Genomic DNA, 26,471 nt, shown 5'->3' with positions numbered 1-26,471 from the left:
CTAATAAACTTTTACCTTTAAAGCGGGTTTCTTAATTTCGCACAAATCCAGATATGTAAAAAGAGAAATGCGGGTAATGTCTCAAATTTCAAATCTCATATCTAACATCTCACAAGAATGGAAGAATTTGAAGCAAGCGCGTCAGCAAAAAAAACAAAAACGATATACATATCAACCGTATTCGGTATTGCCATGGTATTGTTAATGATAGGACTTTTAGGCCTGTTTTTGGTATATGCCAATAATATTTCACGCTACGTAAAAGAAAATATCGTGCTGAATATTTTTGTTGACGATGCCGCGCACGAAACCGATGTATTGCAGCTGCAAAAGCAACTGGAAGGCAATGCTATGGTAAAACAAACACAGTATGTGAGTAAGGAGCTGGCCGCGCGAAACCTGCAAAAAGACCTGGGCGAGGATTTTGTTAAATTTTTAGGCTATAATCCTTTGTCGCAGTCCATAGATGTTTACCTGAAGGCCGATTATACCAATAATAAAGACATTGAGAAGTTTAAGGCCGAATTGCTCAAAAACCCATTGATCAAAGAGGTTAAATATCAGCAATCACTTGTTGACCAGATGAATCAGAATGTAACTTCTATCAGTTTGATTATCTTAATATTTGCAGGCATATTTGTGGTATTGTCAGTTGCGTTGATTAACAATACCATCAGGTTGGCTATTTATTCCCAACGTTTCCTCATCAAATCCATGCAGTTGGTAGGCGCCACCAAAAGCTTTATCCGCAAGCCATTTTTGCTATATGGCATATGGCATGGCCTTTTGGGTGGATTGATCGCTATTATTTTACTGGTGGGTACGCTATATGTGGCTTATAGGAATATTCCCGACCTGGTTTTCCTGCAAAACTATACCGAGTTTGGTATCGTGTTTTTGGGAGTCATTGGCCTGGGTATCTTTATATCGGGTTTCAGTACCTTTTTGGCCGTTAATAAATTTTTACGTTTAAAAATATACGATCTATATAGGTAATTCAAAAATTAATAAGTCAAAATTCAAAACCTCCTGGGCGCGAAAATTCACTAAATAACTAATTCAACAATTCATTAATTAAAGATATGGCACAACAAGTTAAACCAACCGCAGCTAAACCTACAACAAAAGCAACCAGTACCGAGCCAGTACAGTTTATATTTGATAAAAGTAATTACCGGTTGCTGATCATTAGCGTTGCCGTAGTAGCCTTTGGTTTTGTATTGATGGCAGGCACAACTGACATTTATAGCACAACCAAAATTGTGATAGCACCAATTGTTGTATTAGCTGGATTTGCTTTAGGCTTTTTCGCTATATTAAAAAAGCCAGCAACCAATTAATAGCTAATCCAACTCAATCTACCCCTAATGAACATCATCCACGTTATTGTCCTGGCTATAATTGAAGGCCTGACAGAATTTTTGCCTGTGTCCTCAACCGGACATATGGTTATTGCATCATCTTTAATGGGCATTGGTAAAGATGATTTTGTAAAACTATTTGAAGTAGTGATCCAGCTGGGGGCTATCCTGTCGGTAGTTGTTTTGTATTTCAAAAGATTTTTCCGTTCTATAGGATTTTATTTCAAACTTGTTGTTGGTGTTATACCGGCGGTTATTGTAGGGGTATTGTTTAAAAAACACATTGATCAATTTTTGGAGAGTCCGCTTATTGTGGCTTTTTCACTGTTAATTGGTGGTGTTGTCTTATTATTTGTTGATAAGTGGTTTAATAAAACAACGGTTAAAGAAGAGGCTCAGATCAACTATCCTACGGCTTTAAAGATCGGTATTTTTCAATGCCTGGCTGTTATTCCGGGAGTGTCACGGTCTGCTGCAACTATTGTGGGTGGTATGAGTCAGAAATTAACCCGTACCGCGGCTGCCGAATTTTCTTTCTTTTTAGCCGTGCCCACTATGTTAGGTGCAACCTTGAAAGAAATTTGGGATTTTCATAAAACCCATACGCCGCTTTTTACAGGCGAGCAGCTTAAGTTTTTAGTCATCGGCAACATTATTGCCTTTATTGTAGCTATGCTGGCTATTAAATCGTTCATTACTTTCCTGGAGCGTAAAGGCTTCAGATTGTTTGGCTGGTATCGTATAGTAGTTGGTGCTGTTATTATCGGTTTAATATTGAGCGGGCATACATTGGAAATCTTATAATTTTCCTCAAATTTCTCAACCAAGGCACCTTTACTATGAGTTTGCTGTGAGGAGGGGGTGATAATGAATTCAATCCTTCATTCCACCGCAAACAAAGGGTGACCAAGCGTAGCAATAGTCGGGTGAATCGACGGTATATAGTAATTCTGTTCATTCTAAAATCCAGGAAATTCTGATTCAGACTATTTCCCTACCTTTGCCGCTTTAATTGCACTCATTGAAGAAAATATACACACATATACAGGAATTTGCCGAAGGGCAGTTATTGCTGGTGAATAAACCCTACAAATGGACAAGCTTTGACGTAGTAGGCAAAATTCGCAACGCATTTAAACCGCTTAAGCTCAAAGTAGGGCATGCGGGCACGCTCGATCCGCTGGCTACCGGCCTGCTCATCATCTGCACCGGCAAAATGACCAAACAGATCGATACCTTCCAGGCCGAAGAAAAAGAATATACGGGAACCATGACGCTGGGCGCCACCACGGCATCATACGATATGGAAACCGAGCCCGATAATAAATTCGACATCAGCCAACTTACCGAAGAAAAGTTGCGTAATAATTGCAAACAGTTTACCGGCGATATACAACAATACCCACCGGCACATTCGGCCATAAAGGTTGACGGCGAGCGTCTGTACGAAAAAGCCCGCAGGGGCGAGGATGTGGAACTACGCCTGCGCAACGTCACTATCACCGAATTTGAACTGACGCGTATCGAGCTACCTGAAGTTGATTTCAGGGTGGTTTGCAGCAAAGGGACTTATATCCGGTCGCTGGTAAATGATTTTGGCGCGGCTTTGAACAATGGGGCCTATCTGTCCAGATTGAGGCGTACACGCAGCGGCAATTTTCAGGTGGCTGATGCATGGGAAGTAATGGAACTGGTAACCATGATCAGGGAGCTAAAGACCGGCGATGGGGCGCCTGTTGAATAATACATCCCAAAGTCAAAATAACTGACTTTTATAGTAGTAACGGTCAAAAAATTAACTTTGTGTTTTTACGCATATCATGAAGGTTTACAATCATATCGACGAATTTACAGCGGTAAAAAACGCGGTGGTTACCATCGGTACTTTTGATGGGGTACACATCGGTCACCGTAAAATTATATCAGGGATAAAGGAGATTGCCGATAGCATTGATGGTGAAACGGTAATTTTAACTTTCTTTCCGCATCCGCGCATGATACTGCAGCCCGAGGATGAAAGTCTCAAGCTGATCACCACCATTAACGAAAAAGCACAGCTAATGGAAGACCTGGGTGTGGATCATCTGATCATCACTCCGTTTTCCAGAGATTTTTCGAACCAGACCGCCGAAAGCTATATCCGCGATGTACTGGTGAATAAAATAGGTACCAAAAAAATAGTGATCGGGTATGATCATCGCTTCGGTAAAGACCGTCAGGGCGGTCTGGAAGATCTGCAAAGGCTTGGTCCGGTTTATGGTTTTGAGGTAGTTGAAATACCCGAGCAGGATATCAACGAGGTAGCCATCAGCTCCACCCGTATCCGCAACGCGTTATTAAACGGAGAGGTTGATCTGGCTAACTCATTCCTGGGATATACTTTCTTTATCACCGGTACTGTGATCCGCGGCGACCAGATTGGCAGGCAATTGGGTTATCCTACGGCCAACATCGTGGTTGAAGAAAAATATAAGCTTATCCCATGTGATGGTATCTTTGCCGTAACGGTTGTTGTAGCGGGTAATAAGTACAAAGGCATGGCCTATATAGGCAGCCGGCCAACGGTTAATGGCCTCACCCGTAACATTGAGGTGAATATTTTTGATTTTGATCAGGAGATCTACAATCAGGCCATCCGCATGGAATTTCATCATTATGTACGCGGCGATGTGAAGTTTGCTTCGTTAGATGAACTTAAAGTACAGCTGGCCAAAGATAAGGAAGACGTGCTGGCGTTGTTGTAACCCCATCCAACCCCCCACGAGAGGGAGGGCTTTAAGCCATAATCCATGTTTTTTTAAAAAGTCTCCCCAATCGGGGGAGATTTAGAGGGGGTTTTGTACCTTTACCTGTCAATATGACTCAGTTAGTTGCCTTGGCGCAATTGTTGAGTTTGTTCGATTATATCAAAATAATATGTTAGATTTTATCAGTAAGCTTTTTGGAAGCAAATCAGAACGGGATGTAAAAGCAATACAGCCTATAGTTGAAAAAATTAAGGCTGAATTTGCAAAACTCTCAAACATCAGCAATGATGAGCTTAGAGCTAAAACCATAGATTTTAAAGAAACCATAGCCCAGGGGCTTTCGGGCATTGATAGCGAAATAAAAGCTATTAAAGACCGCACCGAAACCGAACTGGATATGGATGTAAGCGAAAAAGTGGAGCTTTACACCCAGTTGGATAAACTGGAAAAAGACCGCAACAAAGAGCTGGAAGATATATTATTAAATATACTGCCCGAAGCGTTCGCGGTTGTAAAAGAAACTGCCCGCCGCTTTGCCGGCAATAAAACCATTGAAGTTACCGCTACCCAATTCGACCGTGAGCTTGCCGCTCACAAGAATAACGTGGTGATCAAAGGCGATCAGGCAATACACCACAATACCTGGCTTGCTGCAGGTAATGAGGTTACCTGGGATATGGTACACTATGATGTACAGCTGATTGGTGGTATTGTATTGCATCAAGGCAAGATATCAGAAATGGCCACAGGTGAGGGTAAAACGCTGGTAGCTACGCTGCCTGCCTACTTAAACGCGCTTGCCGGACAAGGTGTACACATCGTAACGGTGAATGATTACCTGGCCCGTCGTGATAGTGAGTGGATGGGACCTTTGTATGAATTCCACGGCTTATCTGTTGATTGTATTGATAAACATGAGCCAAATTCTGAGGAACGCCGCAATGCTTACCTGGCCGATATTACTTTTGGCACCAACAACGAATTTGGTTTTGACTACCTGCGTGACAATATGACACGTAGCCCCGAAGAATTGGTGCAACGCAAGTTACATTATGCCATGGTGGATGAGGTTGACTCCGTTTTAATTGACGATGCCCGTACACCTTTAATTATATCTGGCCCGATCCCTCGCGGTGATGAGCATGAGTTTTATGAGCTGAAACCACGCATTGAGCGTTTGGTTAACGCGCAGAAAGCCTACATCAACGGTGTATTGAACGAAGCCAAAAAAGCTATTAACGAAGGTAATGCCGAAGTTGATGGCGGCGGTTTAGCTTTACTACGTGCTTACCGCGGTTTGCCAAAAAGCAAGGCTTTAATTAAGTTTTTGAGCGAAGGCGGCAACCGGACAATTTTGCAGAAGGTGGAAAATCACTACATGCAGGATCAGGGTAAAGACATGCCAAAGGTTGACGCGGAACTTTACTTCGTGATCGACGAAAAAAATAACCAGGTTGAACTGGCCGAAAAAGGTATCGAGCTGATCACCTCATCGGGCGAAGATCCTCACTTTTTTGTGATGCCTGATGTAGGCACCGAAATTGCCGAGATCGAAAAATCAAGCCTGAGCGCTGAAGAAAAAATTGCCCGTAAGGACGAGCTGATGCGCGATTTCTCCATCAAGTCTGAACGTATCCACTCCGTAAACCAATTGCTGAAAGCTTACACCCTGTTTGAAAAAGATACAGAGTATATTTTGGACGAAGGCAAGGTGAAAATTGTGGATGAGCAAACCGGTCGTGTGTTAGATGGTCGCCGTTACTCTGATGGTTTACACCAGGCTATCGAAGCAAAAGAAAACGTTAAGGTAGAGGATGCCACACAAACCTTCGCTACCATTACTTTGCAAAACTACTTCCGTATGTACCACAAACTTTGCGGTATGACGGGTACTGCCGTTACAGAAGCAGGTGAGTTCTGGGAAATATACAAGCTCGACGTGGTAGAGATACCAACCAATACCCCGGCCAGTCGTGCAGACAGGCAGGACCTGGTTTACCGTACCGTTCGTGAAAAATATAACGCCGTTGCCGATGAGATCGTGAAACTGACAGAGGCCGGGCGCCCGGTACTGGTAGGTACAACCTCAGTTGAAATTTCGGAATTACTGAGCCGTATGCTCAAGCTGCGCGGTATCAAACATAACGTACTGAACGCCAAAATGCACCAGAAAGAGGCCGATATCGTGGCCGAAGCCGGTAAAACAGGCACCGTGACCATCGCTACCAACATGGCCGGTCGTGGTACGGATATTAAACTGGGTGCGGGTGTTAAAGATGCAGGTGGCTTGGCCATTGTAGGTACAGAACGCCATGAGTCACGCCGTGTAGATAGACAGCTGCGTGGTCGTGCCGGTCGTCAGGGGGACCCCGGTTCTTCACAGTTTTTCGTGTCGCTGGAGGATAACCTGATGCGTTTATTCGGTTCAGAGCGTATCTCTAACCTGATGGTACGTATGGGTATTGAAGAGGGTGAAGTGATCCAACACTCTATGATCTCCAAATCAATAGAGCGTGCCCAGAAAAAGGTAGAAGAAAACAACTTTGGTATCCGTAAACGTTTGCTGGAGTATGATGATGTGATGAACTCACAGCGTACGGTGATCTATACCAAACGTAAAAACGCGCTGTTTGGCGAACGTTTGGATGTTGACCTGAGCAATACCATATTTGATGTGGTTGAAGATATTGTGACCGAATACAAAGAAGCGAACAATTACGAAGGCTTTACGCTGGAAGTGATCCGCCTGTTCTCGGTTGATATTGAACTGAGTATTGACGAATTCGCATCGAAAAATATAGCGGCCCTTACCGACAGGACCTTCCAAACGGTAATGGACTTTTACAAACGCAAACAGGAAGCCGTTGCACAACAGGCTTACCCGGTATTGAAAGATGTGTTTGATACCCGTGGGCAGTATGTGGAAAATATTGTGGTACCATTTAGCGATGGTATCCACGGTATACAGGTTTCTGTACCCTTGAAAAAAGCTATAGAGAACCATGGGGTGGAGGTATTTAAATCGTTTGAAAAGAACGTGACCCTGTACCTGATAGATGATGCCTGGAAAGAGCATTTGCGCGAGATGGACGAGTTAAAACAATCGGTACAGAACGCGGTTTATGAGCAAAAGGATCCGCTGCTGGTTTATAAGTTTGAGGCTTTTGAACTGTTTAGAGGCATGCTGGCCAATGTGAATAAAGAGATCGTTAGCTTCCTGTTCAGGGGCGGTATCCCGGTTCAGCAGCAGCCAGATGAAATCAAAGAAGCCAGACCAGAACCAAAATTGGATCTGCGTAAAATGAAAACCACCAAAGCCGAGCTGGTAAGCGAAAGCAATGGCATGCCGATGGATGATTTCCGCGAGCAGCAGAAAGCTACCCCGGTTAGGGTGGAGAACAAGATAGGTCGTAACGATCCTTGTCCATGTGGAAGCGGTAAAAAATATAAAAACTGCCACGGCGTAGGGCAGAATTAAGAATATACAGTACGTTATTGCGAGGAACGAAGCAATCTCTATACTATACAGAGCGAACTTACCTGTTTGACCTGCTTATATAGAGATTGCTTCGTTTCTCGCAATGACAGCTTAAAGAAAATTTACCAAATGAAAAAAGCAGTATTTGATCATCAAGCTAAACCAGCGGTTATCAGATACTGCATTTTTTTTGTGCTTTTCATAGCATCAACCCAGGCATTTGCGCAGCAAGCACGCGGCAGGGTAGAGGTAATTAGAGATCCCCTTGTGGATACGCTGATAGCCAAACGTTATGAGATGAGCAGTGCGAGCGGGATTTCCGTTGCCTCTTCATCTTACGGTTATAGGGTACAGTTCTTCAGTGGCTCCAACCGCAAGGATGCTTACAACGCCCAGGCGCGCCTGCAAAGCGAATATCCAGAGCTGCGTACCTACATCATTTATAACGAACCCAATTTTAAGGTGCGTGCCGGCGATTTCAGGACCCGCCTGGAAGCGCAGAAGCTGATGCAGGAACTGCGTGCTTCATTCCCGAGCCTGTTCATCATCTCAGAAAAAATAAATCTACCCAAAACGGATACCAATGATTAAAGAACAAATACAGGAACTATCCCAAAAAATATTTAATGATGTAGTGGCTAATCGCCGCCACTTGCATACCAATCCGGAGCTGTCATTTCACGAACAAAAAACATCGGCTTTTGTAGCCGGCAAGTTAGACGAGCTGGGTTTAACCTACGAAAAAATGGCCGATACAGGCCTGGTAGCCTTGATCAAAGGTGATCTGCCATCTGATAAGGTAGTTGCCCTGCGTGCCGATATGGACGCGTTGCCGATTACCGAAGCCAATGATGTACCTTACAAATCGCAAAACGTTGGCGTAATGCATGCCTGCGGTCACGATGCGCATACTTCATCGTTATTGGGTACCGCGCGAATCTTAACCGAGCTGAAAAGTCAGTTTGCAGGTACGGTAAAGCTGATATTTCAGCCTGCCGAAGAGAAACTTCCCGGTGGTGCCAGCCTTATGATTAAGGAGGGGGTGCTGGAAAATCCTAAACCACAGGCCGTATTGGGACAGCACGTAATGCCATTGATCGATGCGGGTAAAGTAGGTTTCCGCGCAGGCAAATATATGGCCTCAACCGATGAGCTTTATGTTACCGTAAAAGGTAAAGGCGGCCACGGTGCGCAACCACAACAAAACATCGACCCGGTAATTATTACCGCTCATATATTAACCGCGCTGCAACAGGTAGTAAGCCGTTTTGCCGATCCTAAAAGTCCATCGGTATTGTCATTTGGAAAAGTGATTGCCAATGGCGCTACCAATGTGATCCCGAACGAGGTTTACCTGGAAGGCACCTTCCGCACCATGGACGAAAAATGGCGCGACGAGGCCCATAAACGCATGAAAAAAATGGCCGAAGGCATTGCCGAGAGCATGGGCGGCAGCTGCGATTTTAACATTATGCGCGGCTACCCTTTCCTGATCAACGAAGAGGTGCTGACCGCCGCAACCCGTGGCCATGCCGAAGATTACCTGGGTAAAGAAAATGTACTCGACCTGGATATCTGGATGGCCGCCGAAGATTTTGCTTACTACTCGCAAGTAGCCGACAGTTGTTTTTACCGCCTGGGTACCCGTAATGAAAGCCGTGGTATTACCTCATCGGTACATACGCCAACTTTTGATGTGGAAGAGGACGCGTTTAAGATCAGCACTGGTCTGATGGCTTACCTGGCTATTAAACAGCTGGGAAACTAATATGTAAGTTCATTGGTTCATTTATTCAACTGGTTCATTAGTAAAAATGCGACCAATGAACAAATGGGCCAGTGAACCAATGAACTATCTATGAAAAAACTTCTGCTATTATTTATTTTCTGTATTATAAGCACTGTTACTTTCGCACAGCAGATCAAGCGTTTTAATCCGGATACCATTAAAACCATTGTTATCGACTCGCTGGTTGATATCAAATCGCACAGGTTAAACGCGCAGGATTTTATTGATGCCGTACTGGCCGATACCAGCTTTTACAAAGCGTTTCAAAACATGAAACGTTACGGTTTTACCGCCGAGAACCGCATTTTTACCTACGACAAAAAGAACAAGGTTGACGGTAAGATCTATCGCAAAATTATCCACAGTAACGCCGCCGGCAAGCACAGGATGGAATATGTAGCCAAAACGGATAGCGGCAACATGTTTAAAAAGAACGGGAAATACCAGCTATATACTGTTGAAATGTTCGACTATATTTTCATGAATGCTTACAACTCGGATTTTACTAAGGGCGATGCCCTGCCAGGGTCGGGAGGGAAGAACGAATCCTATAAAGACAAGCTGAAGACGCTCATCTTCACTCCAGGACGCAGGGTAAAAGGTATCCCTTTCATCAGCAGCAAAACCGAGATATTCGCGGGTGATATGCGCGGGTATTATTATTATGAATTCGCGCGTGGTAAGTACCTGGATACCATCCCGGTTTACCGTTTCCGGGTGCGTTGCAAACCCAGTACGTCAGACGGTGACACTATGATCAAGGAGATGACTACCATATTTGATGAGCGCACTTTCCAGATCCTGGGCCGCTATATTGACATGAAATTCAGCAATATGTTTGTTGATTTTAATGTGCAGATGAACATCGAGCTCAACAGCTTTGAAGGCGAACTACTGCCTACCAAAATAACCTACCAGGGTAACTGGAACATCCCTTTCCACAAAGAAGAACGCGCCAGCTTTTTAATTGTGCATAAAGATTACAAAAAGGAATAAACGGTTAATTATAATTCTTTTGGTAAATGGCCGGGGTAATGCCTGTCCATCGTTTAAACGTGCGGGTAAAAGCGCTTAATTCGTTATAGCCAAGCATGTAAGAGATTTCCTTTACCGGATAAGAGCCCGTCTTTAAATAATTAATGGCCAATGATTTGCGTGCCCCATCGGCCACCTGTTGAAAGTTGATGCCTTCTTCCTTAAGTTTCCGTTGTAAAGTTCGCACACTGATGTTAAAGTTGGCTGCGATATCCTCCAATGATACGAGACCCAGGTAAGAATTGGCTATCAAATAATTGTGAATGCGGTTTCCGAGTGTTTGCTTTTCGGCCAGCGTATCTTTTAACGGGTTTACCTTTTGCAGCAGGGGTTGTTGTAGTTCGTAATTAGCGGTAATGATCGGCTCGTTCCAGTATTTTTTGTCGAAGGTAACGGTGTTCGTGGCTGCGTTCATAACCGGTTTGCAACGCATTACGCGTTCATATTCTGCCGGGTTATCAATCGGCCTGCCATAGCTAACAGCCCGCGGACTTATCTTTTTCATCATCAGCCCATCCAATTCATGTACTACAAAAACCATCAGCAGATCGAGCGTTTGTACCGATGTAGTGGAGCTTTGCCAATCGGGCGCTGTAGGAATAAATGCTACCGAAAATGTATCATCATTCTGCTGTACCTCCAAAGTAAAAGCCGTGGTGATTAAATGAGTTAATGACGCGGCAATGGTTAAAGCGGCGCCAACGGTTTCGCTGCTTTTAATGATCTCACCAACAATACCCAGCGCCGATAGCTGTAACGACTCGCCAAAGTGCAGGCCAAACAACGTATCCTTACTTAAATGGATAGCGTTGAGCCACAAGTCGCCGACTTGTTTGGGGGTGAACGGCTGTTTATCATTTTGCAACTGGGGCATAGATATATTTGATAAACGGCACAGTGTTCCGGCCGACAAATCGCGCTGTACGGCGTAAGCCAGTAAGCTTATCGTTAGTTTTTTAAGCTGGTCTTCCATCATATTTTGATTGCTGTACTAATGTACCTGTAGCAAATGGCTTCGCCAAAAAATGGCGTAATGTGATAAGTACATGTCGTGTAATGGTAAGTTATGAGCAGTGTCTCCAGCCGACCTTTGGTTTATCAAAATGAAAGGAAAACACCATGAGGCTATTCAAAGCAAAACATTTATCTGTCAAACTTACCGGGGTACTATGTCTGTTGGCTACCTCCGGTTATAGCCAGGCACAATTAACCCATACTATTCATCAAACAACAAGTAACATGAAAAACGAAGCAAAACAAGTAGTAACCAATTTCTTAAACGCCGTACAAGTAGCCGATATTGAGCAGCTAAACGCCCTGTTGCATCCCGATGTACAATGGAGCCAGCCCGGCAACAGCCGCATTTCTGGCATCAAGCACTCCAGTAACGAAGTGTTCCAGATGGTAGGGAAGATGTTTGAGCTATCGGCCAATACGCTAAAGCTTACGGATATCAAATCTATCTGTGTTAGCGGTAACAAAGTAGCCTGTTTGCTGCACTGGAATGCCGCCCAGCCCGCCGGTGGTATTTTGGATGTGGATAATATTGATGTGTACACGGTTGAAAACGGTAAGATCATCAAAGTAGAAGTATTTACTGCCGATGAATCCAAAGAAGAAATGTTTTGGGGCGATTGAGATAGTTGTACAATTTGTTATATACGGAGACGCATCACATGCGTCTCTTTTTGCATTGTACGTATCATATGATCAGAGACTCATGTAGTGTGTATCTACAAAATAAGAATCTTAATGATTCGCCTTCCAGGTTTTCAATTCCTCGGCAATAAAATGGTTTACCAGGTCGGCGTACATTTTCTCTATGGCATCGGGGCAAAGCCCTTCGGCTTGTGCCCATGATCTTCTTTCGGCGAGCATGGCTTTAAAGCGCTCTGGTGAGGCTACATCTGTTGGGTTTCTTTTGAATTTGGCTGCTGCCTGCACATATTTAAATCGCCGGCCAATCAACGCAATCACCAGTCGATCTATGGCATCAATTTCCCGCCGTATATCGGTCATGTCCCGGCATTCTTCCGGTTGGTTACTGGTGGTGGTCATGTTCCTATTTATAATGACTTAGCCTCGTTGTAATAAAACTTCTCCTTTTTTACCCGGCCGTTCTCCCATTGCTGTACCGAAATTTCGGTTCTGTATATAAGTTTCTGGTCTTCCTTATTCTTATTGGTAATGGTCATTTCATACTCGCTAAAAACCCCCTGGTTTGCCTCATCAATAGCCTGCTTGGTTATCACCAATGCCAGCCCAAACTTACCCAACAGAAATTTTTCGCGGCTTATACAGTTTTGTTTCCCGGTGGTTGGGACGGCTTCGTTTTCCTGTAGTTCTACCTCTTCGGCATAAAATAGCTCCATAGCCTTTACCGTCTGATCGGTAGTGATTAACCGGTTAAAAACTTCAACTTTATCTTTCAGTTTGTTCATAATGATGTTTTATACGGCCAGGTCTTCTTCCGCTAACACCTGATAGCGCGGTTCATGCAGTATCGGGAAATTGCAGGAGTTAGCAATAAAACACATTTTATTAGCCTCTTTGTGCAACTCATTGGCCTTGTCTATCATTGCTCCGTCGGTAACGGTGATCAACGGTCTTAGCAGGATCACGGTAAAGCAACCACTTCCGTTTGTGTTTTCGAGCATTACGCCTTCGGCGCTGTCTTCATAGGCCGTTACCACAACACCGGCTGTTGTGCATAAATGCAGATACCACAGCATATGGCATGATGAAACCGCAGCAACCAACAGATCCTCAGGACTATGTTTTGACCGGTCGCCACGGAAGTTCGGGTCGGATGAACCGAGAATGCACTGCTTACCATCAATGTTGATCTCGTGACATCGTTCATAAGCCCGGTAATCTTTGGTCCCACAACCCGTATTGCCGGTCCATGTTACGGTTGTTTGATAATGATGATTTTTCATTGGTATAATTATTCGTTAATAAGTTGTTTTTCAACAGTACTCGTGAGTGCTTCGCAGTTTGTTTTTTAAAGGTAATGAAGCTATCATGAGCTGTATTATACATTCCGGTTGAAGAGCTTAGCTCATGATGGTTTCATAGATATAATATAAAGCAGGTTGGCCTATTATAAATTCCTTACCTGTTATTATTTTTAATTAAGTTGAACGCATTAACCAGCATGTAAAAACCATAAGCAGAAGTGGCCAAAGCCACGCCGATACCCATGATAGTTAAAGCAAATGCCTGCGTATATTGATGACCGGCCGTTATAATAATACCACCGATAGCTACCAGACAAGTCCATGTAGCCAAATAGTAATCAATTTTTCTGTTGAACACTTTGGCCATCGGGTAAAAGTGTAAACCAACGATCAGGGCAATGGCAGGTAAAGTATACTGTTGATATCCCGTAACCAACAAGATCACCGAAACAACGGGTATGGCAGTGCCTTCGATGCCAAAAATGATCCCGAAGCGGGTAGCCATCATTTTACCTTCAGCGGCATCACTATCGCTGGTAAACTTCGGAAATCTTTGTGCTGCTATCAGTACCACAATGCCATACATCACAAAGGTGATACTAAAAGCCGAAAAAAGGATCAACACCACGTGATGGTCATGCCGTTGCAGGCCACCCTGCGCTATGCCCGCCCACATCATGGTAAAAAGCGCCATGAGCAGTAAGCCCCCACCAATACTGCGAACGGCTATTCTGGGTAAAATTTGTGCTTCTTTTGTCATGGCTTCCAATTTTTTTACGCAGGTTAGTTACAAAGTGATACAACAAACGGGTTGCTCTTTACAAAACTGCAATTATCAGATCGTAAAAAATTGTATAAAAACGACAACTAAGCAACTGGCGACCGTTATTATACGGGATATTTTACTCCGCAGCTTTTATATGGCTCAGGTTTTGAATTTTACCTTCACCGAATGACCAGTTTTCTTTACCGCCGTTTTCTACCAGGGTTATAATCACATCGTTGATCAGTACCGGGGTTTCGGCTGCTATTTTACCGGCAATGGCTGCGTATAGTTTTTCTTTTTGCTGATAGGTGCGGCCTGAGCCTGCAGTTATTTGCACATACACCATATTGCCACTGTGTGTTATGCCAAGGTAGTTTTTGGGGTAGTGTAATTGCGATGCCTCCAGTTCTTCAATAACATGGAAGTAATCGTCAAGGGGCACATTAAATTCAGCCATTAATGATTCATGTACCGCCTTAGATATTTTATCCTTGGCATCAGCAGCCAATGTTTTCAATAAGCTTATTCGTACAAAAGGCATAAAACTAAATTATGGATAAATATTATACTAACTTATTTCAGATAATTTTTTTAGCATTTTGTTACTTCATAATGACAAAAGCTTACTCATTTAGCACGATAATTACCTTGCCTAATTGTTCACCTGCCGCTACATAATGGAACGCCTCTTTTACTTGTTTAAACGTATAAATTTTATCAATAACCGGTTTAATGACGAATACTTCGATGGCCCGGTTCATGGCTTCAAAGCTTAAACGGCTGCCTACAAAAATTGGTCGTATGCTAATCATTTTAACAAACAAGGGGGCAAGCACGCTTTTTAAAAGCACTGTTGAATTGTTCAACACTCCCGCGCTGCTTACCAGCGTAATTTCGGCGCCAAAGCCTGCTGATTTTACCGACTGTTCAAACGTGTCAATACCCCCGGTTTCTATCACCCGGCTCACTCCACTACCCCCTGTTAATTCTTTTACCTGCTGATGCCAGTCGGCATGGGTAGTATAGTTGATCACCTCATCGGCACCCAGGTTATGCAAGGCTTCAAATTTTGAATCTTTTGATGTTAACGCGATAATGCGGGCCCCCATCATTTTTGCAAACTGAATGGCAAACACAGCCACACCGCCGCTACCAATGGTAAGTACTGTATCGCCAGCCAAGACCGGCTTTGGCCCTGTTAATGCCGACCACGCCGTTAGAGCCGCACAAGGCAATGTGGCTGCTTCTTGCCAACTCAGGTTAGCAGGGATCCTGACCAGCCAATCTTCGTTCAATATTACATACTCGGCAAGCATGCCATCCAATGTACAACCCAACTGATCGATAATATCCATATCAATTTGTCCGTCGCGCCAGTTGGCAAAATAATTACCCGCAACACGGTCGCCGGTTTTAAAACGGGTAACCTGGGCGCCGGTAGATATTACTTCGCCCACGCCATCGCTCAGGGGTATAATGCCTTGTTTAGGGGGCAGCGGGTAAACCTGGTTGAGTATATAAATATCCCGCCGGGCAATGGATACGGCTTTTACTTTGATTAAAACTTGATTTGGGCCTGGTGTTGGTACAGGACGTTCGGTTAAGGTAATCCCGTCGATAGAGCCAAAATTTTCAATAATATACGCGTTCATGGTGTTTTTGTTTGATGATGTAAACCTACCTTGGTCAACACACCAAACAGCAACCATTTCACGACAGCGATTTACCACTTCGCGACAAAATGGACCCCGATAATTAATAATACTCCGGGTATACTTTTATGGCTTTGGCCTGCTTTTCATCATGCCCAAAAATGGGAAAGGCGTCATACTCCGCGGCGGTAGTCTGTATTTTTTTTAATGACGCGGCCGCCAGTTCCGGATCGGCAGCAGCATAAGGCGCATTGTTCCTGAAATTAGCTTCTGTGAGCGCCGCATCGATACAAAGCAGCACATAGCCTGAACTTGCCGTATTGATCAGTATCGACTGATGGCCGGGGGAATGACCGGGTGTTGATATCAGGCGGATGTTATCGCAAAGCTGATAGTCGCCATCAATTACCTGATAGTTCAAATCCTTAATTCGGCATGCCGGTGGCGAATAATCATCATCATCTAAAACAGTGAGTTCTTTTTTCTGTACCAGAACTGGCGTTTGGGTTTCCAAAAAATAAGGATTACCTCCGGAGTGGTCGCTATGAAAATGGGTAGCTATTACCAGTTTGATATCCTCGGGCCGGTAACCTACTCGTTTAAGTAGTTCGGGCAAGCGATGTTCTTCCTTCATGTGCATATACAAAAGGCCATCGAGCGGCGTGCCCTTGTAATAATCTGGATTGTTGAGGAAAACTTCGGCAAAGCCCGTGTCTACCAGGATTGGCCCGTCGGTGGTATCCAGTAAATACACGCAAAGCGGCGAATAAAGCATTTGCGGGTTATCGGCCCCCAAATCAGTATTAAAGAAAAACGCTTTTAACATCCCATGACCTGCCGGGATGATATATAACTTATTTACTGCAAGATCTTTACTTAGCATACATTGGTGTATTGAGATGTTTAAAATTTAAACAACACTTTTCCTTCTTTTTTTGTCTCAACAGCGGTTTTGATGGCTTCCTGGTAATCATCAAGCGGAAAGCTTGCGGCGACTTCCATTTTAAAATCAGGATGGCCAATAATGGTTACCAGCGATTGTATAATACCGGACTTTTGTTCGACTGTTTTGCTTTCCAGATAGGCCCTGATACCAAAGCCGTTGATGGATATATTTTTGTAAAGTACATCGGCGCTATAAAGCTGTATAGGGTCGGTACTTAAACGGCTGTAAATAATTAACCGGCCGCCAGGTTGGAGGCATTTTAAAACATCGCTGCCGGTGTTGCCACCCACCGCGTCCAGAGCCACATGAGCGCCTTTGCCATCGGTTATCTGCTGCACATATTCAACCAGGTTGTCTTTACTTATATTGGTCACATGGGCTCCATAAGATGTTAAGGTAGCTGTGTTTTTATCATCACGTACGGTAGCTATCACATTGATGCCGCGCAGTTTAGCCATTTGTATGATGAGTCTTGATACAACGGAACCACCTGCGGTGATCAATAGCCAGTCGCCGGCCTTCAGATCAGCCCGCTCCAGTAAACCCCAGGCGGTAATAGGGTTGAGGGTAAACTGGCTGGCTTTATCTACCGGAAAATCATTGGGCAATACCAGCACATCATCTTTTGACAACAATACATACTCGGCCCATGCATTGCGACTGAAAAAAGATACCAGAGTGCCAACCGGTAAGTCGACACCCGGGCCTGTACTTTCAATAATGCCGGCCCCTTCCAGCCCAGCTATTTGCGGAAACTCGGGCTTAAACCGGTATGTACCACTGATGAAGAAAAAATCTGAAGGATTTATAGGGCAGCCCAAGGGCTTTACAATTACCTGGTTGGCTCCTGGAATGGGTTTCTCAAATTGCTTTAATAACAGCACATTCTGAGCCTCGCCCGTTTCTTCAAAATAAATGGCTTTCATTACAGGTTAGTCAATTTTAAAGAAGCTTCATTGTAACGACCACCGGTATCCGGGTATTTTAGCAACAAGGCGCCTATTTCTTCTAAATCAGCCGCGGACAGTTTCACATCAACAGCGCCGGCATTTTCCTGTAGATATTTACGTTTTTTGGTACCAGGTATTGGTATAATATCATTGCCCTGTGCCAATACCCAGGCTAAAGCCAGCTGTGCCGGGGATGCGTTTTTTTGTTGGGCAATATCGGCAAAGGCATGCGCTAGTTTTTGATTGTTATCCCAATTATCGTCGCTAAAGCGAGGCAGTGTCCTGCGGAAATCATCGGCAGCTAATTCGTCTTTACTTACCGCATTGGTCACCAGGCCACGAGCCAGCGGACTGTAAGGCACTAATGAAATATTCAGTTCGCGCAGAGTAGAAAGGATCTCACCTTCTACGTCGCGGCTCAGTAAAGAGTATTCGCTTTGCAAGGCGGCTATAGGGTGAACGGCATGTGCCTTGCGGATGCTGGCTGCAGATGCTTCTGATAAACCCAGGTAACGCACTTTGCCTTCTTTAACCAACTCGGCCATCGCACCAACCATTTCCTCAACGGGAACGTTAGGGTCGATGCGGTGAGCATAGTACAGATCGATGGTGTCGATACCTAAACGTTTCAGGCTTCCCTCCACAGCGTTTTTGATATGCGCGGGCGATCCGTCGAAATAAACATTTGAGTTTCCGCTGCCTGCATAAGGAGCATTCGGGTCGCGGTACCTGAACCCAAATTTGGTTGCGATGAATACTTTATCCCGATTGGTTTTAAGTACCTTTGATATCAGTTCTTCGTTTTTGCCGTTGGCGTACATATCGGCAGTATCCCAAAAGTTGATACCAAGGTCGAGCGCCAGATTAAGCGTGGCTATTGATTCTTCATTATCTACGGGGCCATAGGCAAAGCTCATGCCCATGCAACCCAGGCCAATGGCCGATAGTTTTTCGTTTGTATTTCCCAAATTTCTGTATTCCATGGTATTTCTGTTTTGATAATACAAATATATGGACACAATAACTGCACCGTTTACACATATCAAACCAAAACCTATAAAATTCAAACAATGCGCCTTACCTAAATCCTCTCCAAAGAGTAATAGCGCATGATTAGACATTTGCCAAGAAAGGCTGTCATGCTGAGCACCGTCGAAGCATGGCGGGCAGGCCTCTGCGCTCGACCCTTCGACGGCGCTCAGGGTGACAGCCCTTTTTTGCGATAGTATTGATGTATCTGTTTAACCATGGGCTATTACTCTCCAAAGGAGAGGGCTTCAACGCTCCTTCTTATAAGGGAGCAATGTAATTAAGTTAGGGTTTTATGTAAACCCCATCTGGGTTAAAGCTTTGTAGAAAAAACGATTTCTGGGTCAGTGCCGTAGGTGCTGCACTCAGGTTGCTTACCTACGGCATGCTAAATCTTATGCTTTTGCTTTCTACAAAGCTTTTACTCCTCCGGAGTACTTTTAACCCCATCTGGGTTAAAGCTTTGTAGAAAAAACGATTTCTGGGTCAGTGCCGTAGGTGCTGCACTCAGGTTGCATACCTACGGCATGCTAAATCTTATGCTTTTGCTTTCTACAAAGCTTTTACTCCTCCGGAGTACTTTTAACTGAGGAGAATGTAAAGCCCTTAATTTAAACCCGGTAGGCTTTTGGATTGAGCGCGGTTTGTTTTTTGAAGAAATTGTTAAAGTAAGCCGGATATTCAAAACCCAGGCTATAGGCAATATCGGCCACGTTCCAGTCGGTATAGCGTAGCAGGGCTTTGGCTTCTTTGGCCACACGTTCGGCAATATGCATGCTCGTAGTTTTGCCGGTGATTTCTTTTACTGCCCGGTTCAGGTGGTTTACATGTACCGATAAGCGATTGGCATAATCGGCAGGAGTACGCAGCTTCAAAGCATAGTTGGGCGAATCAATAGGGAACTGGCGCTCCAGTAACTCCATAAATAAGTTGGCTATGCGCGATGAAGCATTACTGTGCTTGAAGAAATTATCGGCCGGTTTTAGTTTAAGTGCTTCATGTACAATAAGGTTTACGTAATTACGCAGCAGATCGTATTTGTATATATAATCGCTATCGATCTCATCCAGCATTTTGCAAAATATATCGCTGATGATCGTTACCTGTTCATCATTAACAAAATAAACCGGGCTACCCCCCACATTAAATAACGGCGAATCGATAAAGCTTTCGCTGCGGTTGTTGCTGCTGATAAAGTCCTCGGTAAAGAGGCAAAAATAGCCTGTTTGCTCAACCGGGGCTGCCTCCCAGGAGTAGGGGATGGTTGGGTTTGAAAATACCAGGGCGCATTTATCAAACGTGATGCCCTTATCGGCATAATACAAAGTACCGCCACCAATGCTTAGCGATATTTTATAAAAATCGCGGCGGTGATAGCTGGTAAGATTATGGCAGATCTCGCCCCTCGGGTATACATTGAAATGTCCGGCGCCACGCTGATTATCGCCCGGGAGCTTCATCTTCATGCCGGGATGACCTTCATAAAATTCTTCGATTGTTTCGGTAGGCTGCATACTCAAAGTTATGAAATTCAAATAAGCACGAAAATGGCCGCACTTTATATGCAGCCATCACCATAGATTTTTACATTAAGATTGCAGCTTGGCTAACCGTTCTTTGGCCCGTTGGGGCAGTCCGGTATTACCGCTTTGCTTATCGTAGTTTAATTGAAGATGAGTGACCAGCCAAACGCCGTTTCGTTTTTCCAGTTTGGTATGATAAGATCCGGAAACTGTCCACACATCATCGTCCAGAAAATGGTCGGCCTTGCCTACATAATCCGCGTCGGCCTGGTTGCCGTGCAATTTTACCCTGAACTCGGAAATCTGGTGATGCGTAGAGTCAAAGCCCGGCATAAAATGCGACCACAGATCTGTAATTTCCTGAGGAGTTTGTACAGAAGGTTCACCGCCTATCATCGAAGTATAGTCGTACAAAACAGTTTCTGCCATTACGTTGTGCACTGATTCCCAATCGCGGTTATCAACGCTTTTGAATAAATGTGTAATTGCCTGTATTATTTTGTTACCTTCCATAACCCCTTAGATGTTAAAATACTGAATTTGTTTCAAACTTAAGCCTAATTAATTAATAATTTATCAATATAGGCAGTATATCATTCCAGATGCCCCGTTTGAGTTAACTGATCGTTAATAGTCTGTAGTTTTTCGATAATAGCCGCCCATTCGGCGCGTTGTTTTTTAATTTTCCGCGGTATTAGGTAAAAATAAGCGAAAGCCATCCATGCGAATAAACAAATATACACAACACTTCCCCAAATAACACCCATTTTTATAGCCGGCCCTATCATAAACAGAGTTACGCCTATGGATAATGTTATGATATACAATTTTAATACCTTAGTTTGAATAAACTCCTGTTTCCGGTTGATAGCCAATAGTTTTTTTAAATAAGCAAAACTATCTACCTCTGTATGGCTTTTGAACAGATCTATTAATAAACCGTTTGAAATTACCAGATAGCCTACAAAACCAATAATTACAAGCGTACCCCCCATAAGCGTGGTGATCTGGTGGTTGCTCCAGCACAGAAAAAGGATATAATAAATAGTTACTGCTATCAGCACGCCATTTGTCCAAAGTAGTTTATTTCTGGCCTTTTTCTTTAACCGTCCGGCTTTTTTAATAACCTCCTTTATATCGGGTTTAACATCAACATGCTGTTGCTGCCAAAGCGCTTTAAAATCAATATTGGTGCTCATACTTTTTAAATTTTTGTGAGAGCTTTTCTTTTATGCGGTAAACTTTTACCCTGATGTTGGTTTCGGAAAGGCCTACTATAGTGGCTATCTCGGCTTGTTTAACATCCTCCAGTTCCAATGAAATAATAATACGATCGATCTCGGGTAACTCGGCAATACATCGGTACAGCAAAGCTACCTGATTGCCGGTATCTGGTGGTGGTTTATCTTCCAGTTGAACAGGCATTTCGCCTTTGGGCATTTTACTTTGCTTTTCCAACTGCCTTAAACAATGGTTGGACGCTATACGATATATCCAGGTACCCAGGGCCGATTCGTTACGAAACTGCGATAGCTTTTGCCATACGGTAATAAATGTTTCCTGCGTAACATCCTGCGCCCAGCCATGATCGTTCATATACCCCATGCACAGGCGGAATATCTTGCTGTAATAAGTATCGTATATTTCTTCGAATGACATATTTTGAAACTACCTGGGCCAGTCCGTATGCGTTGTTAGATACGGGCTTTTTTAAAATGCTACACTTGTATAAAAGTATTAATGATAGATTGTAAAGTTTGTGCCATGCTTTTAAAAGTTTAAACAGCAGTGCAGAAATTCCGTTTATATTAGGATCCTGATAAACCAATATGGCTGCCGATATCAATAAACAAGAGTTATTACCCCATTTATTCCGTACCGAATACCGTAAAATAGCCTCGGTGCTTTATAAGCATTTTGGTTTTGAATACCCCGAAATTGCCGAAGATATTGCCAGCGACACTTTTTTAACAGCATCGGAAGTATGGAGTTTAAAAGGCTTGCCCGATAATCCGGTGGCCTGGCTATATACCGTGGCCCGCAACAAGGCCAAAGACCATCTGAGGCGCGACAAACTGTTTGCCCAAAAAATAACGGGCAACTTGCAGGCGGCTTATGAAGGTAGTGAAGAAATGGTGATCGATCTGTCGGACGAGCACATCCGTGATAGTCAGCTACAATTGATGTTCGCTATTTGTCAGCCGATACTACCACCCGAAGCACAGATAGGCCTGGCGCTTCGCATCCTTTGCGGTTTTGGTATTAACGAAATAGCCGATGCATTTTTATCCAATAAAGAGAGCATCAACAAAAGGCTTTTCCGTGCGAAAGAAAAACTGCGTGAGGAAAATGTAAAGATTGAGTTTCCGCCACCGTCGCAGATCGGTACCCGGGTACAACCTGTTTTAACAACCCTTTATCTATTATTTAACGAAGGCTATTATTCCAGCAGTAAAGACACTACCCTGCGTAAAGACCTTTGCCTGGAGGCATTGCGCCTGGCCGTTTTATTAACCGAAAACAAAAGCACCAATTTGCCCGATACCAACGCGCTTATTGCCCTCATGTGCTTTCATGCCTCGCGTTTTGAAGCACGTACCGATGAGCATGGCGAAATGATACGCTATGATGAACAGGATACCAGCTTATGGAACGCCGAGCTGATAGCAAGGGGGAATGATTACCTGAACCGGGCATCGCACGGTGATCAATTAGGCAAATATCACCTGGAGGCGGGCATTGCCTACTGGCATACCATCAACACTGATACGCCCCAAAAGTGGGAGAATATATTACACTTATATAACGGCCTGCTGCAAATCGCGTATTCGCCTATTGCAGCGCTAAACCGAACTTATGCCCTTTTTAAAGCCCGGGGCAATCAGGAAGCTATAGCCGAAGCCGAAAAGCTGCAGTTGGGTGACAACCATTTATATCATGTGTTACTGGGACATCTGTATACCGGGGTTAACCAGGATGAGGCTATAAAACATTTACAGATCGCGCTGAAACAGGCCAAAACAACTACCGAAAAGAACCGGATACGCAAGGATCTGCAAAAATTGGAGCAGTTTTAAAAAAGAATCAAGATATTAGAGTCAAGAATCAAGAGCTGATTTAAATGCAGCCAGTGATGCGATGATTAGCCCCTTGGTTTTAATCTTGATTCCTGACTCTTAATATCTTGACTCCCCATTATGGCATACGACGAATTATTAGCTAACCGCATCCGCGAGGCTCTTAGCGATCAGGGGCAGGTTGATGAAGTAAAAATGTTTCAGGGCCTATGCTTTATGGTTAACGATAAAATGTGTGTTTGCATTCGCGATAAGGATATGTTATGCCGCATAGGTAGGGAACAGGCCGCTATTGCGCTGGAAAACGATAATTGCCGCCAGATGGTAAATGGCAACCGGGTAATGAAAGATTTTGTTTTTGTGGAAGCGGAAAACCTGCAGAAGATAAAAGATTTTGACCATTGGATAAGTCTTTGTCTGCAATTTAATAAGATCGCAAAACTATCCAAAAAGAAGAAAAATAAGTAAAATATTCGTAATATTATACTAAATAAACTAAACCTAACTTGCCATGAAAAAAATCTACATTATTTTATTCTTTTTATTTCTGGTTCAAATTGTCAAGGCTCAGGATCGTATAACGGGAGGAAATATGACTGATCAAACACATGCTATTGCCTGTCCCGGGTCAACCGTGCAGTATGGCTTTATTCACCAGGGTACCCCTTATAGTTTTTATAAATGGAGGATTACAAAAGGTAATGTAAGCGGGCAGACACAAGTATGTACCGCACCAACAATAAGTGTTACCTGGGATACAAATATGAGTAATGATGGTATGCTGGAGGTTTTTCCAATTACGGGCAGCTGCAATACAGCCATAAGCGGATCGCCGGTTGCTGTTTTATATATACAGAAATACGTTTATCCAGCCGGTTTTGCCAATGGCGGCACCAATGCATGTGACCAGGCCATCGCCCCGTTGAGTTGTGGAGTGGCCCAAAACATATCTATAACATTTTGGCTACCAGTGTCTTATTCAAACTATAATGATAATCTCTGGTCTGCAGTTAATTCAAGTAGTACTATTTCACTGCCCACCGGTTGGTCTGTAAATAGTGTTACCCGAAACACTAATGCTACGTGTATTAACACAGATTATGCACGTGTAACCATATCTGTACATACGGATGGTGTGCATGCGGGCAATGTTAAATTTAGGGTTAAAAGCGCTTGCGATGGTGGTTATAATGGTTACGGTGAATGGACAACATCACCCTCCCTCAGTTTTCCTCCTATTGATCTGACACAAAACAATCCGAATCTTATATTTTGTAATTCAACAAGTAGCAATACGGTAACTGTTTCATCAACCAAGGCGACATCGTATAGCTGGTCAGTGCCTCCCGGTTATCTGGTCAATGGCTCGGGCACCAGCGCTACAACCGCTTCAAACTCTGTAACGATAACAAGCCCAACGGCAACGGCCAACGGCGCCGTAACAGTTACTGGTTTATCAGGATCTTGTGGCAATTCAAACCCGATAAGCATACCCTTATATTTTGGGACTCAAGTACCCGGCCTGATTTCTTATGGTGTAAATGCTCCTCCCGGTCGTTTTTCGATATCTGTAGACCCGGTACTAAATGCTACATCTTATAATTGGTACGTAAACGCAGTTTATAAAGGCAATACAACCCTGCCTCGCATAGTTTTGCCCATAAACGGTAATTTAGCATGTGGAAACGATTATTATTTTGCCGCGGAAGCAGTTAGCACCTGCGGTACATCTGCGCAATCATATACTTTAGCACCCGATCCGTTAGCGTGTGGTAGTGGCAGCGCTAATTTTACTGTCTACCCTAATCCTTCAAATTCCGTACTAAATGTTTCTTACAATCCAACCAACACCGCCAGTAATCAAAGTAAAATAAAAGAACAGGCATCATCGTCAGACCAACACAATGATTTCTCGACAACATTGTATGATGACAAAGGGAAAGTTTTACTTTTTTCTTCCAAGAAAAATGGAGGAACATTAACAATGAATATTCAGAATATTCCTGATGGCATATATTACCTTCATATAAAAAACAGCAATCAAACCATCAGGAAGCCTATCTTTATCAAACATTAATTCACAAGTCGGTTTAAAATACGCCACATTAATCGTTTAATAAACAATTAATGTGGCGCATCAAAATCACAGACCTTACTTTATTTTTGCAATCAATATTTGTCCTTTTATTTTTTTTCTTGGAAATCCTTTTATTTATGCTTATATCGAATGTAATTCTATATTTGTTTTTTATTATAATTCGGATTATATAAGATGCTAAAATACTCTAAACAGACCAGGTTACTGCTGGCTGTGGACTGCATTATTTTTGGGTTTGACGGAGAGGTTTTAAAACTATTACTGATCAAGAGAGGATTTCAGCCCGAGAAGGGAAACTGGAGCCTGATGGGTGGTTTTGTGCAGGGCAATGAAAGTATTGATCAGGCAGCAAACCGGATCCTCAAACAATTAACCGGGCTGGAAGGTGTATACCTGGAGCAGCTTTATACTTTTGGCGAACCTAACCGCGACCCTATGGAACGTACTGTTTCTGTAGCCTATTTCGCGCTTATTGATATACAGAAGTATCAAACCCAGATCAGTTCAGACTATCATGCCGAATGGTTCCAACTCAAGCGTACCCCCAAATTGATATTTGACCAGCAGGAAATGCTGGAGCAGGCCAAAAAGCGCATCCGTTATAAGGCCGCTATGCACCCTATTTTGTTCGAGCTGCTACCTACCAAGTTTACCATTCCGCAGTTGCAAACACTTTATGAATGTGTTTTTAATACCACCATTGATAAGCGCAATTTCAGCAAAAGGGTATTGGCAACCGGCTTGTTGATTAAGCTGGCCGATAAGGATAAAGCGGGCTCAAAAAGAGGCGCGTATTATTACCAGCTTAACATGCAAAATTACTACGCCAAGTTCCAGGCTTTCATGAATTTTATCCCAAACCCGGATACGCTATAATTTAATATGTATACTTTTTAAAGTTTTTTAATTAGAGACTACTCTTTTTAAGAAATGAATAAAAGTGATTTCTACAATTATTAGCTGTAAAAGGTAATTTAAGGATACTCTGGAGGAATAAAAGCTTTGTAGTAAACAAAGAGAATAAACATTTAGCATGCCATTTGTGTGCAGTACCTACGGC

28 protein-coding genes are annotated in these 26,471 nt (G+C 43.5%); 14 read left to right on the top strand and 14 right to left on the bottom strand.

Annotated features, from left to right (window positions below; translation table 11 throughout):
- Positions 1-117: 117 nt before the first annotated feature.
- From FHW89_RS14300 to FHW89_RS14260, 9 genes are all read left to right on the top strand, one after another.
- A complete protein-coding gene (locus FHW89_RS14300) occupies positions 118-996 on the top strand; it encodes an ABC transporter permease (RefSeq protein WP_172335721.1) in 879 nt (292 codons plus the stop codon).
- An 86-nt stretch (positions 997-1,082) separates the two neighbouring features.
- Positions 1,083-1,340 (top strand): DUF3098 domain-containing protein, encoded by a 258-nt coding sequence (locus tag FHW89_RS14295; protein ID WP_172335720.1) that lies wholly within the window; start codon positions 1,083-1,085, stop codon positions 1,338-1,340.
- Positions 1,341-1,367: 27 nt separating this feature from the next.
- Positions 1,368-2,165, top strand: coding sequence for an undecaprenyl-diphosphate phosphatase (locus tag FHW89_RS14290; RefSeq protein WP_172335719.1), 798 nt, complete (start codon positions 1,368-1,370; stop codon positions 2,163-2,165).
- 217 nt (positions 2,166-2,382) lie between these two features.
- Positions 2,383-3,105, top strand: coding sequence for a tRNA pseudouridine(55) synthase TruB (gene truB / locus FHW89_RS14285; RefSeq protein WP_216650574.1), 723 nt, complete (start codon positions 2,383-2,385; stop codon positions 3,103-3,105).
- A gap of 76 nt (positions 3,106-3,181) precedes the next feature.
- Positions 3,182-4,105, top strand: coding sequence for a bifunctional riboflavin kinase/FAD synthetase (locus tag FHW89_RS14280; RefSeq protein WP_172335718.1), 924 nt, complete (start codon positions 3,182-3,184; stop codon positions 4,103-4,105).
- A 172-nt stretch (positions 4,106-4,277) separates the two neighbouring features.
- Positions 4,278-7,586 carry a preprotein translocase subunit SecA gene (gene secA, locus FHW89_RS14275; protein ID WP_172335717.1) on the top strand — a complete coding sequence of 1,103 codons (3,309 nt, stop codon included), beginning with the start codon at positions 4,278-4,280 and terminating at the stop codon, positions 7,584-7,586.
- Between the two features lie 129 nt (positions 7,587-7,715).
- The gene (locus FHW89_RS14270) at positions 7,716-8,177 is read left to right on the top strand and encodes an SPOR domain-containing protein (protein ID WP_172335716.1); all 462 of its coding nucleotides are present in this window, start codon (positions 7,716-7,718) and stop codon (positions 8,175-8,177) included.
- The gene (locus tag FHW89_RS14265) at positions 8,170-9,354 is read left to right on the top strand and encodes a M20 family metallopeptidase (RefSeq protein ID WP_172335715.1); all 1,185 of its coding nucleotides are present in this window, start codon (positions 8,170-8,172) and stop codon (positions 9,352-9,354) included. The genes FHW89_RS14270 and FHW89_RS14265 overlap by 8 nt, the downstream gene beginning before the upstream one ends.
- A 90-nt stretch (positions 9,355-9,444) precedes the next feature.
- Positions 9,445-10,371, top strand: coding sequence for a hypothetical protein (locus tag FHW89_RS14260; protein ID WP_172335714.1), 927 nt, complete (start codon positions 9,445-9,447; stop codon positions 10,369-10,371).
- Positions 10,372-10,375: 4 nt separating this feature from the next.
- Here FHW89_RS14260 and FHW89_RS14255 read toward each other — a convergent pair whose 3' ends face one another.
- Positions 10,376-11,386, bottom strand: a complete 1,011-nt coding sequence (locus FHW89_RS14255) for an AraC family transcriptional regulator (protein WP_253952234.1) — start codon at positions 11,384-11,386, stop codon at positions 10,376-10,378.
- Between the two features lie 143 nt (positions 11,387-11,529).
- Between FHW89_RS14255 and FHW89_RS14250 the strand changes: the two genes are divergently transcribed.
- Positions 11,530-12,048, top strand: a complete 519-nt coding sequence (locus tag FHW89_RS14250; RefSeq protein ID WP_216650573.1) for a nuclear transport factor 2 family protein — start codon at positions 11,530-11,532, stop codon at positions 12,046-12,048.
- Positions 12,049-12,159: 111 nt separating this feature from the next.
- Here the strand turns inward: FHW89_RS14250 and FHW89_RS14245 are convergent, their stop codons facing one another.
- The 13 genes from FHW89_RS14245 to FHW89_RS14185 form a co-directional block, all read right to left on the bottom strand.
- The gene (locus FHW89_RS14245; RefSeq protein ID WP_172335713.1) at positions 12,160-12,468 is read right to left on the bottom strand and encodes an isochorismate lyase; all 309 of its coding nucleotides are present in this window, start codon (positions 12,466-12,468) and stop codon (positions 12,160-12,162) included.
- A gap of 8 nt (positions 12,469-12,476) precedes the next feature.
- Entirely contained in the window at positions 12,477-12,851 is a 375-nt protein-coding gene (locus FHW89_RS14240) for a hypothetical protein (protein WP_172335712.1), read from the bottom strand.
- A gap of 9 nt (positions 12,852-12,860) precedes the next feature.
- Positions 12,861-13,349 carry an OsmC family protein gene (locus tag FHW89_RS14235; RefSeq protein WP_172335711.1) on the bottom strand — a complete coding sequence of 163 codons (489 nt, stop codon included), beginning with the start codon at positions 13,347-13,349 and terminating at the stop codon, positions 12,861-12,863.
- Positions 13,350-13,524: 175 nt separating this feature from the next.
- A complete protein-coding gene (locus FHW89_RS14230) occupies positions 13,525-14,130 on the bottom strand; it encodes a hypothetical protein (RefSeq protein ID WP_172335710.1) in 606 nt (201 codons plus the stop codon).
- 142 nt (positions 14,131-14,272) lie between these two features.
- Complete coding sequence (locus tag FHW89_RS14225) at positions 14,273-14,677, bottom strand: tautomerase family protein (protein ID WP_172335709.1); 405 nt, start codon at positions 14,675-14,677, stop codon at positions 14,273-14,275.
- A gap of 82 nt (positions 14,678-14,759) precedes the next feature.
- A complete protein-coding gene (locus tag FHW89_RS14220; protein WP_172335708.1) occupies positions 14,760-15,788 on the bottom strand; it encodes an NAD(P)-dependent alcohol dehydrogenase in 1,029 nt (342 codons plus the stop codon).
- Between the two features lie 103 nt (positions 15,789-15,891).
- Positions 15,892-16,671, bottom strand: a complete 780-nt coding sequence (locus FHW89_RS14215) for an N-acyl homoserine lactonase family protein (RefSeq protein WP_172335707.1) — start codon at positions 16,669-16,671, stop codon at positions 15,892-15,894.
- 20 nt (positions 16,672-16,691) lie between these two features.
- Positions 16,692-17,660, bottom strand: coding sequence for a zinc-dependent alcohol dehydrogenase family protein (locus tag FHW89_RS14210; RefSeq protein ID WP_172335706.1), 969 nt, complete (start codon positions 17,658-17,660; stop codon positions 16,692-16,694).
- A complete protein-coding gene (locus FHW89_RS14205; protein ID WP_172335705.1) occupies positions 17,660-18,667 on the bottom strand; it encodes an aldo/keto reductase in 1,008 nt (335 codons plus the stop codon). Before FHW89_RS14205 ends, FHW89_RS14210 begins: the two co-directional genes overlap by 1 nt.
- A gap of 657 nt (positions 18,668-19,324) precedes the next feature.
- Positions 19,325-20,227 carry an AraC family transcriptional regulator gene (locus FHW89_RS14200; protein WP_172335704.1) on the bottom strand — a complete coding sequence of 301 codons (903 nt, stop codon included), beginning with the start codon at positions 20,225-20,227 and terminating at the stop codon, positions 19,325-19,327.
- Positions 20,228-20,302: 75 nt separating this feature from the next.
- Positions 20,303-20,749, bottom strand: coding sequence for a nuclear transport factor 2 family protein (locus FHW89_RS14195; protein ID WP_172335703.1), 447 nt, complete (start codon positions 20,747-20,749; stop codon positions 20,303-20,305).
- Positions 20,750-20,829: 80 nt separating this feature from the next.
- Complete coding sequence (locus FHW89_RS14190; protein ID WP_172335702.1) at positions 20,830-21,435, bottom strand: hypothetical protein; 606 nt, start codon at positions 21,433-21,435, stop codon at positions 20,830-20,832.
- Positions 21,419-21,895 carry an RNA polymerase sigma factor gene (locus tag FHW89_RS14185; protein ID WP_172335701.1) on the bottom strand — a complete coding sequence of 159 codons (477 nt, stop codon included), beginning with the start codon at positions 21,893-21,895 and terminating at the stop codon, positions 21,419-21,421. The genes FHW89_RS14190 and FHW89_RS14185 overlap by 17 nt, the downstream gene beginning before the upstream one ends.
- 170 nt (positions 21,896-22,065) lie before the next feature.
- Here FHW89_RS14185 and FHW89_RS14180 point away from each other — a divergent pair, with 170 nt between their 5' ends.
- From FHW89_RS14180 to FHW89_RS14165, 4 genes are all read left to right on the top strand, one after another.
- On the top strand, positions 22,066-23,313 hold the full coding sequence (locus FHW89_RS14180) for an RNA polymerase sigma factor (protein ID WP_216650572.1): 1,248 nt from the start codon (positions 22,066-22,068) through the stop codon (positions 23,311-23,313).
- Positions 23,314-23,433: 120 nt separating this feature from the next.
- Positions 23,434-23,781, top strand: a complete 348-nt coding sequence (locus tag FHW89_RS14175; RefSeq protein ID WP_172335700.1) for a TfoX/Sxy family protein — start codon at positions 23,434-23,436, stop codon at positions 23,779-23,781.
- Between the two features lie 43 nt (positions 23,782-23,824).
- On the top strand, positions 23,825-25,390 hold the full coding sequence (locus FHW89_RS14170; protein ID WP_172335699.1) for a T9SS type A sorting domain-containing protein: 1,566 nt from the start codon (positions 23,825-23,827) through the stop codon (positions 25,388-25,390).
- 195 nt (positions 25,391-25,585) lie between these two features.
- Entirely contained in the window at positions 25,586-26,287 is a 702-nt protein-coding gene (locus tag FHW89_RS14165; protein ID WP_172335698.1) for an NUDIX domain-containing protein, read from the top strand.
- The last annotated feature ends 184 nt before the right edge of the window (positions 26,288-26,471 follow it).

This window comes from Mucilaginibacter sp. SG564 (genome assembly GCF_013149275.1).
GTDB lineage: Bacteria > Bacteroidota > Bacteroidia > Sphingobacteriales > Sphingobacteriaceae > Mucilaginibacter.
This window is presented reverse-complemented; position numbering and strand designations above follow the sequence as displayed.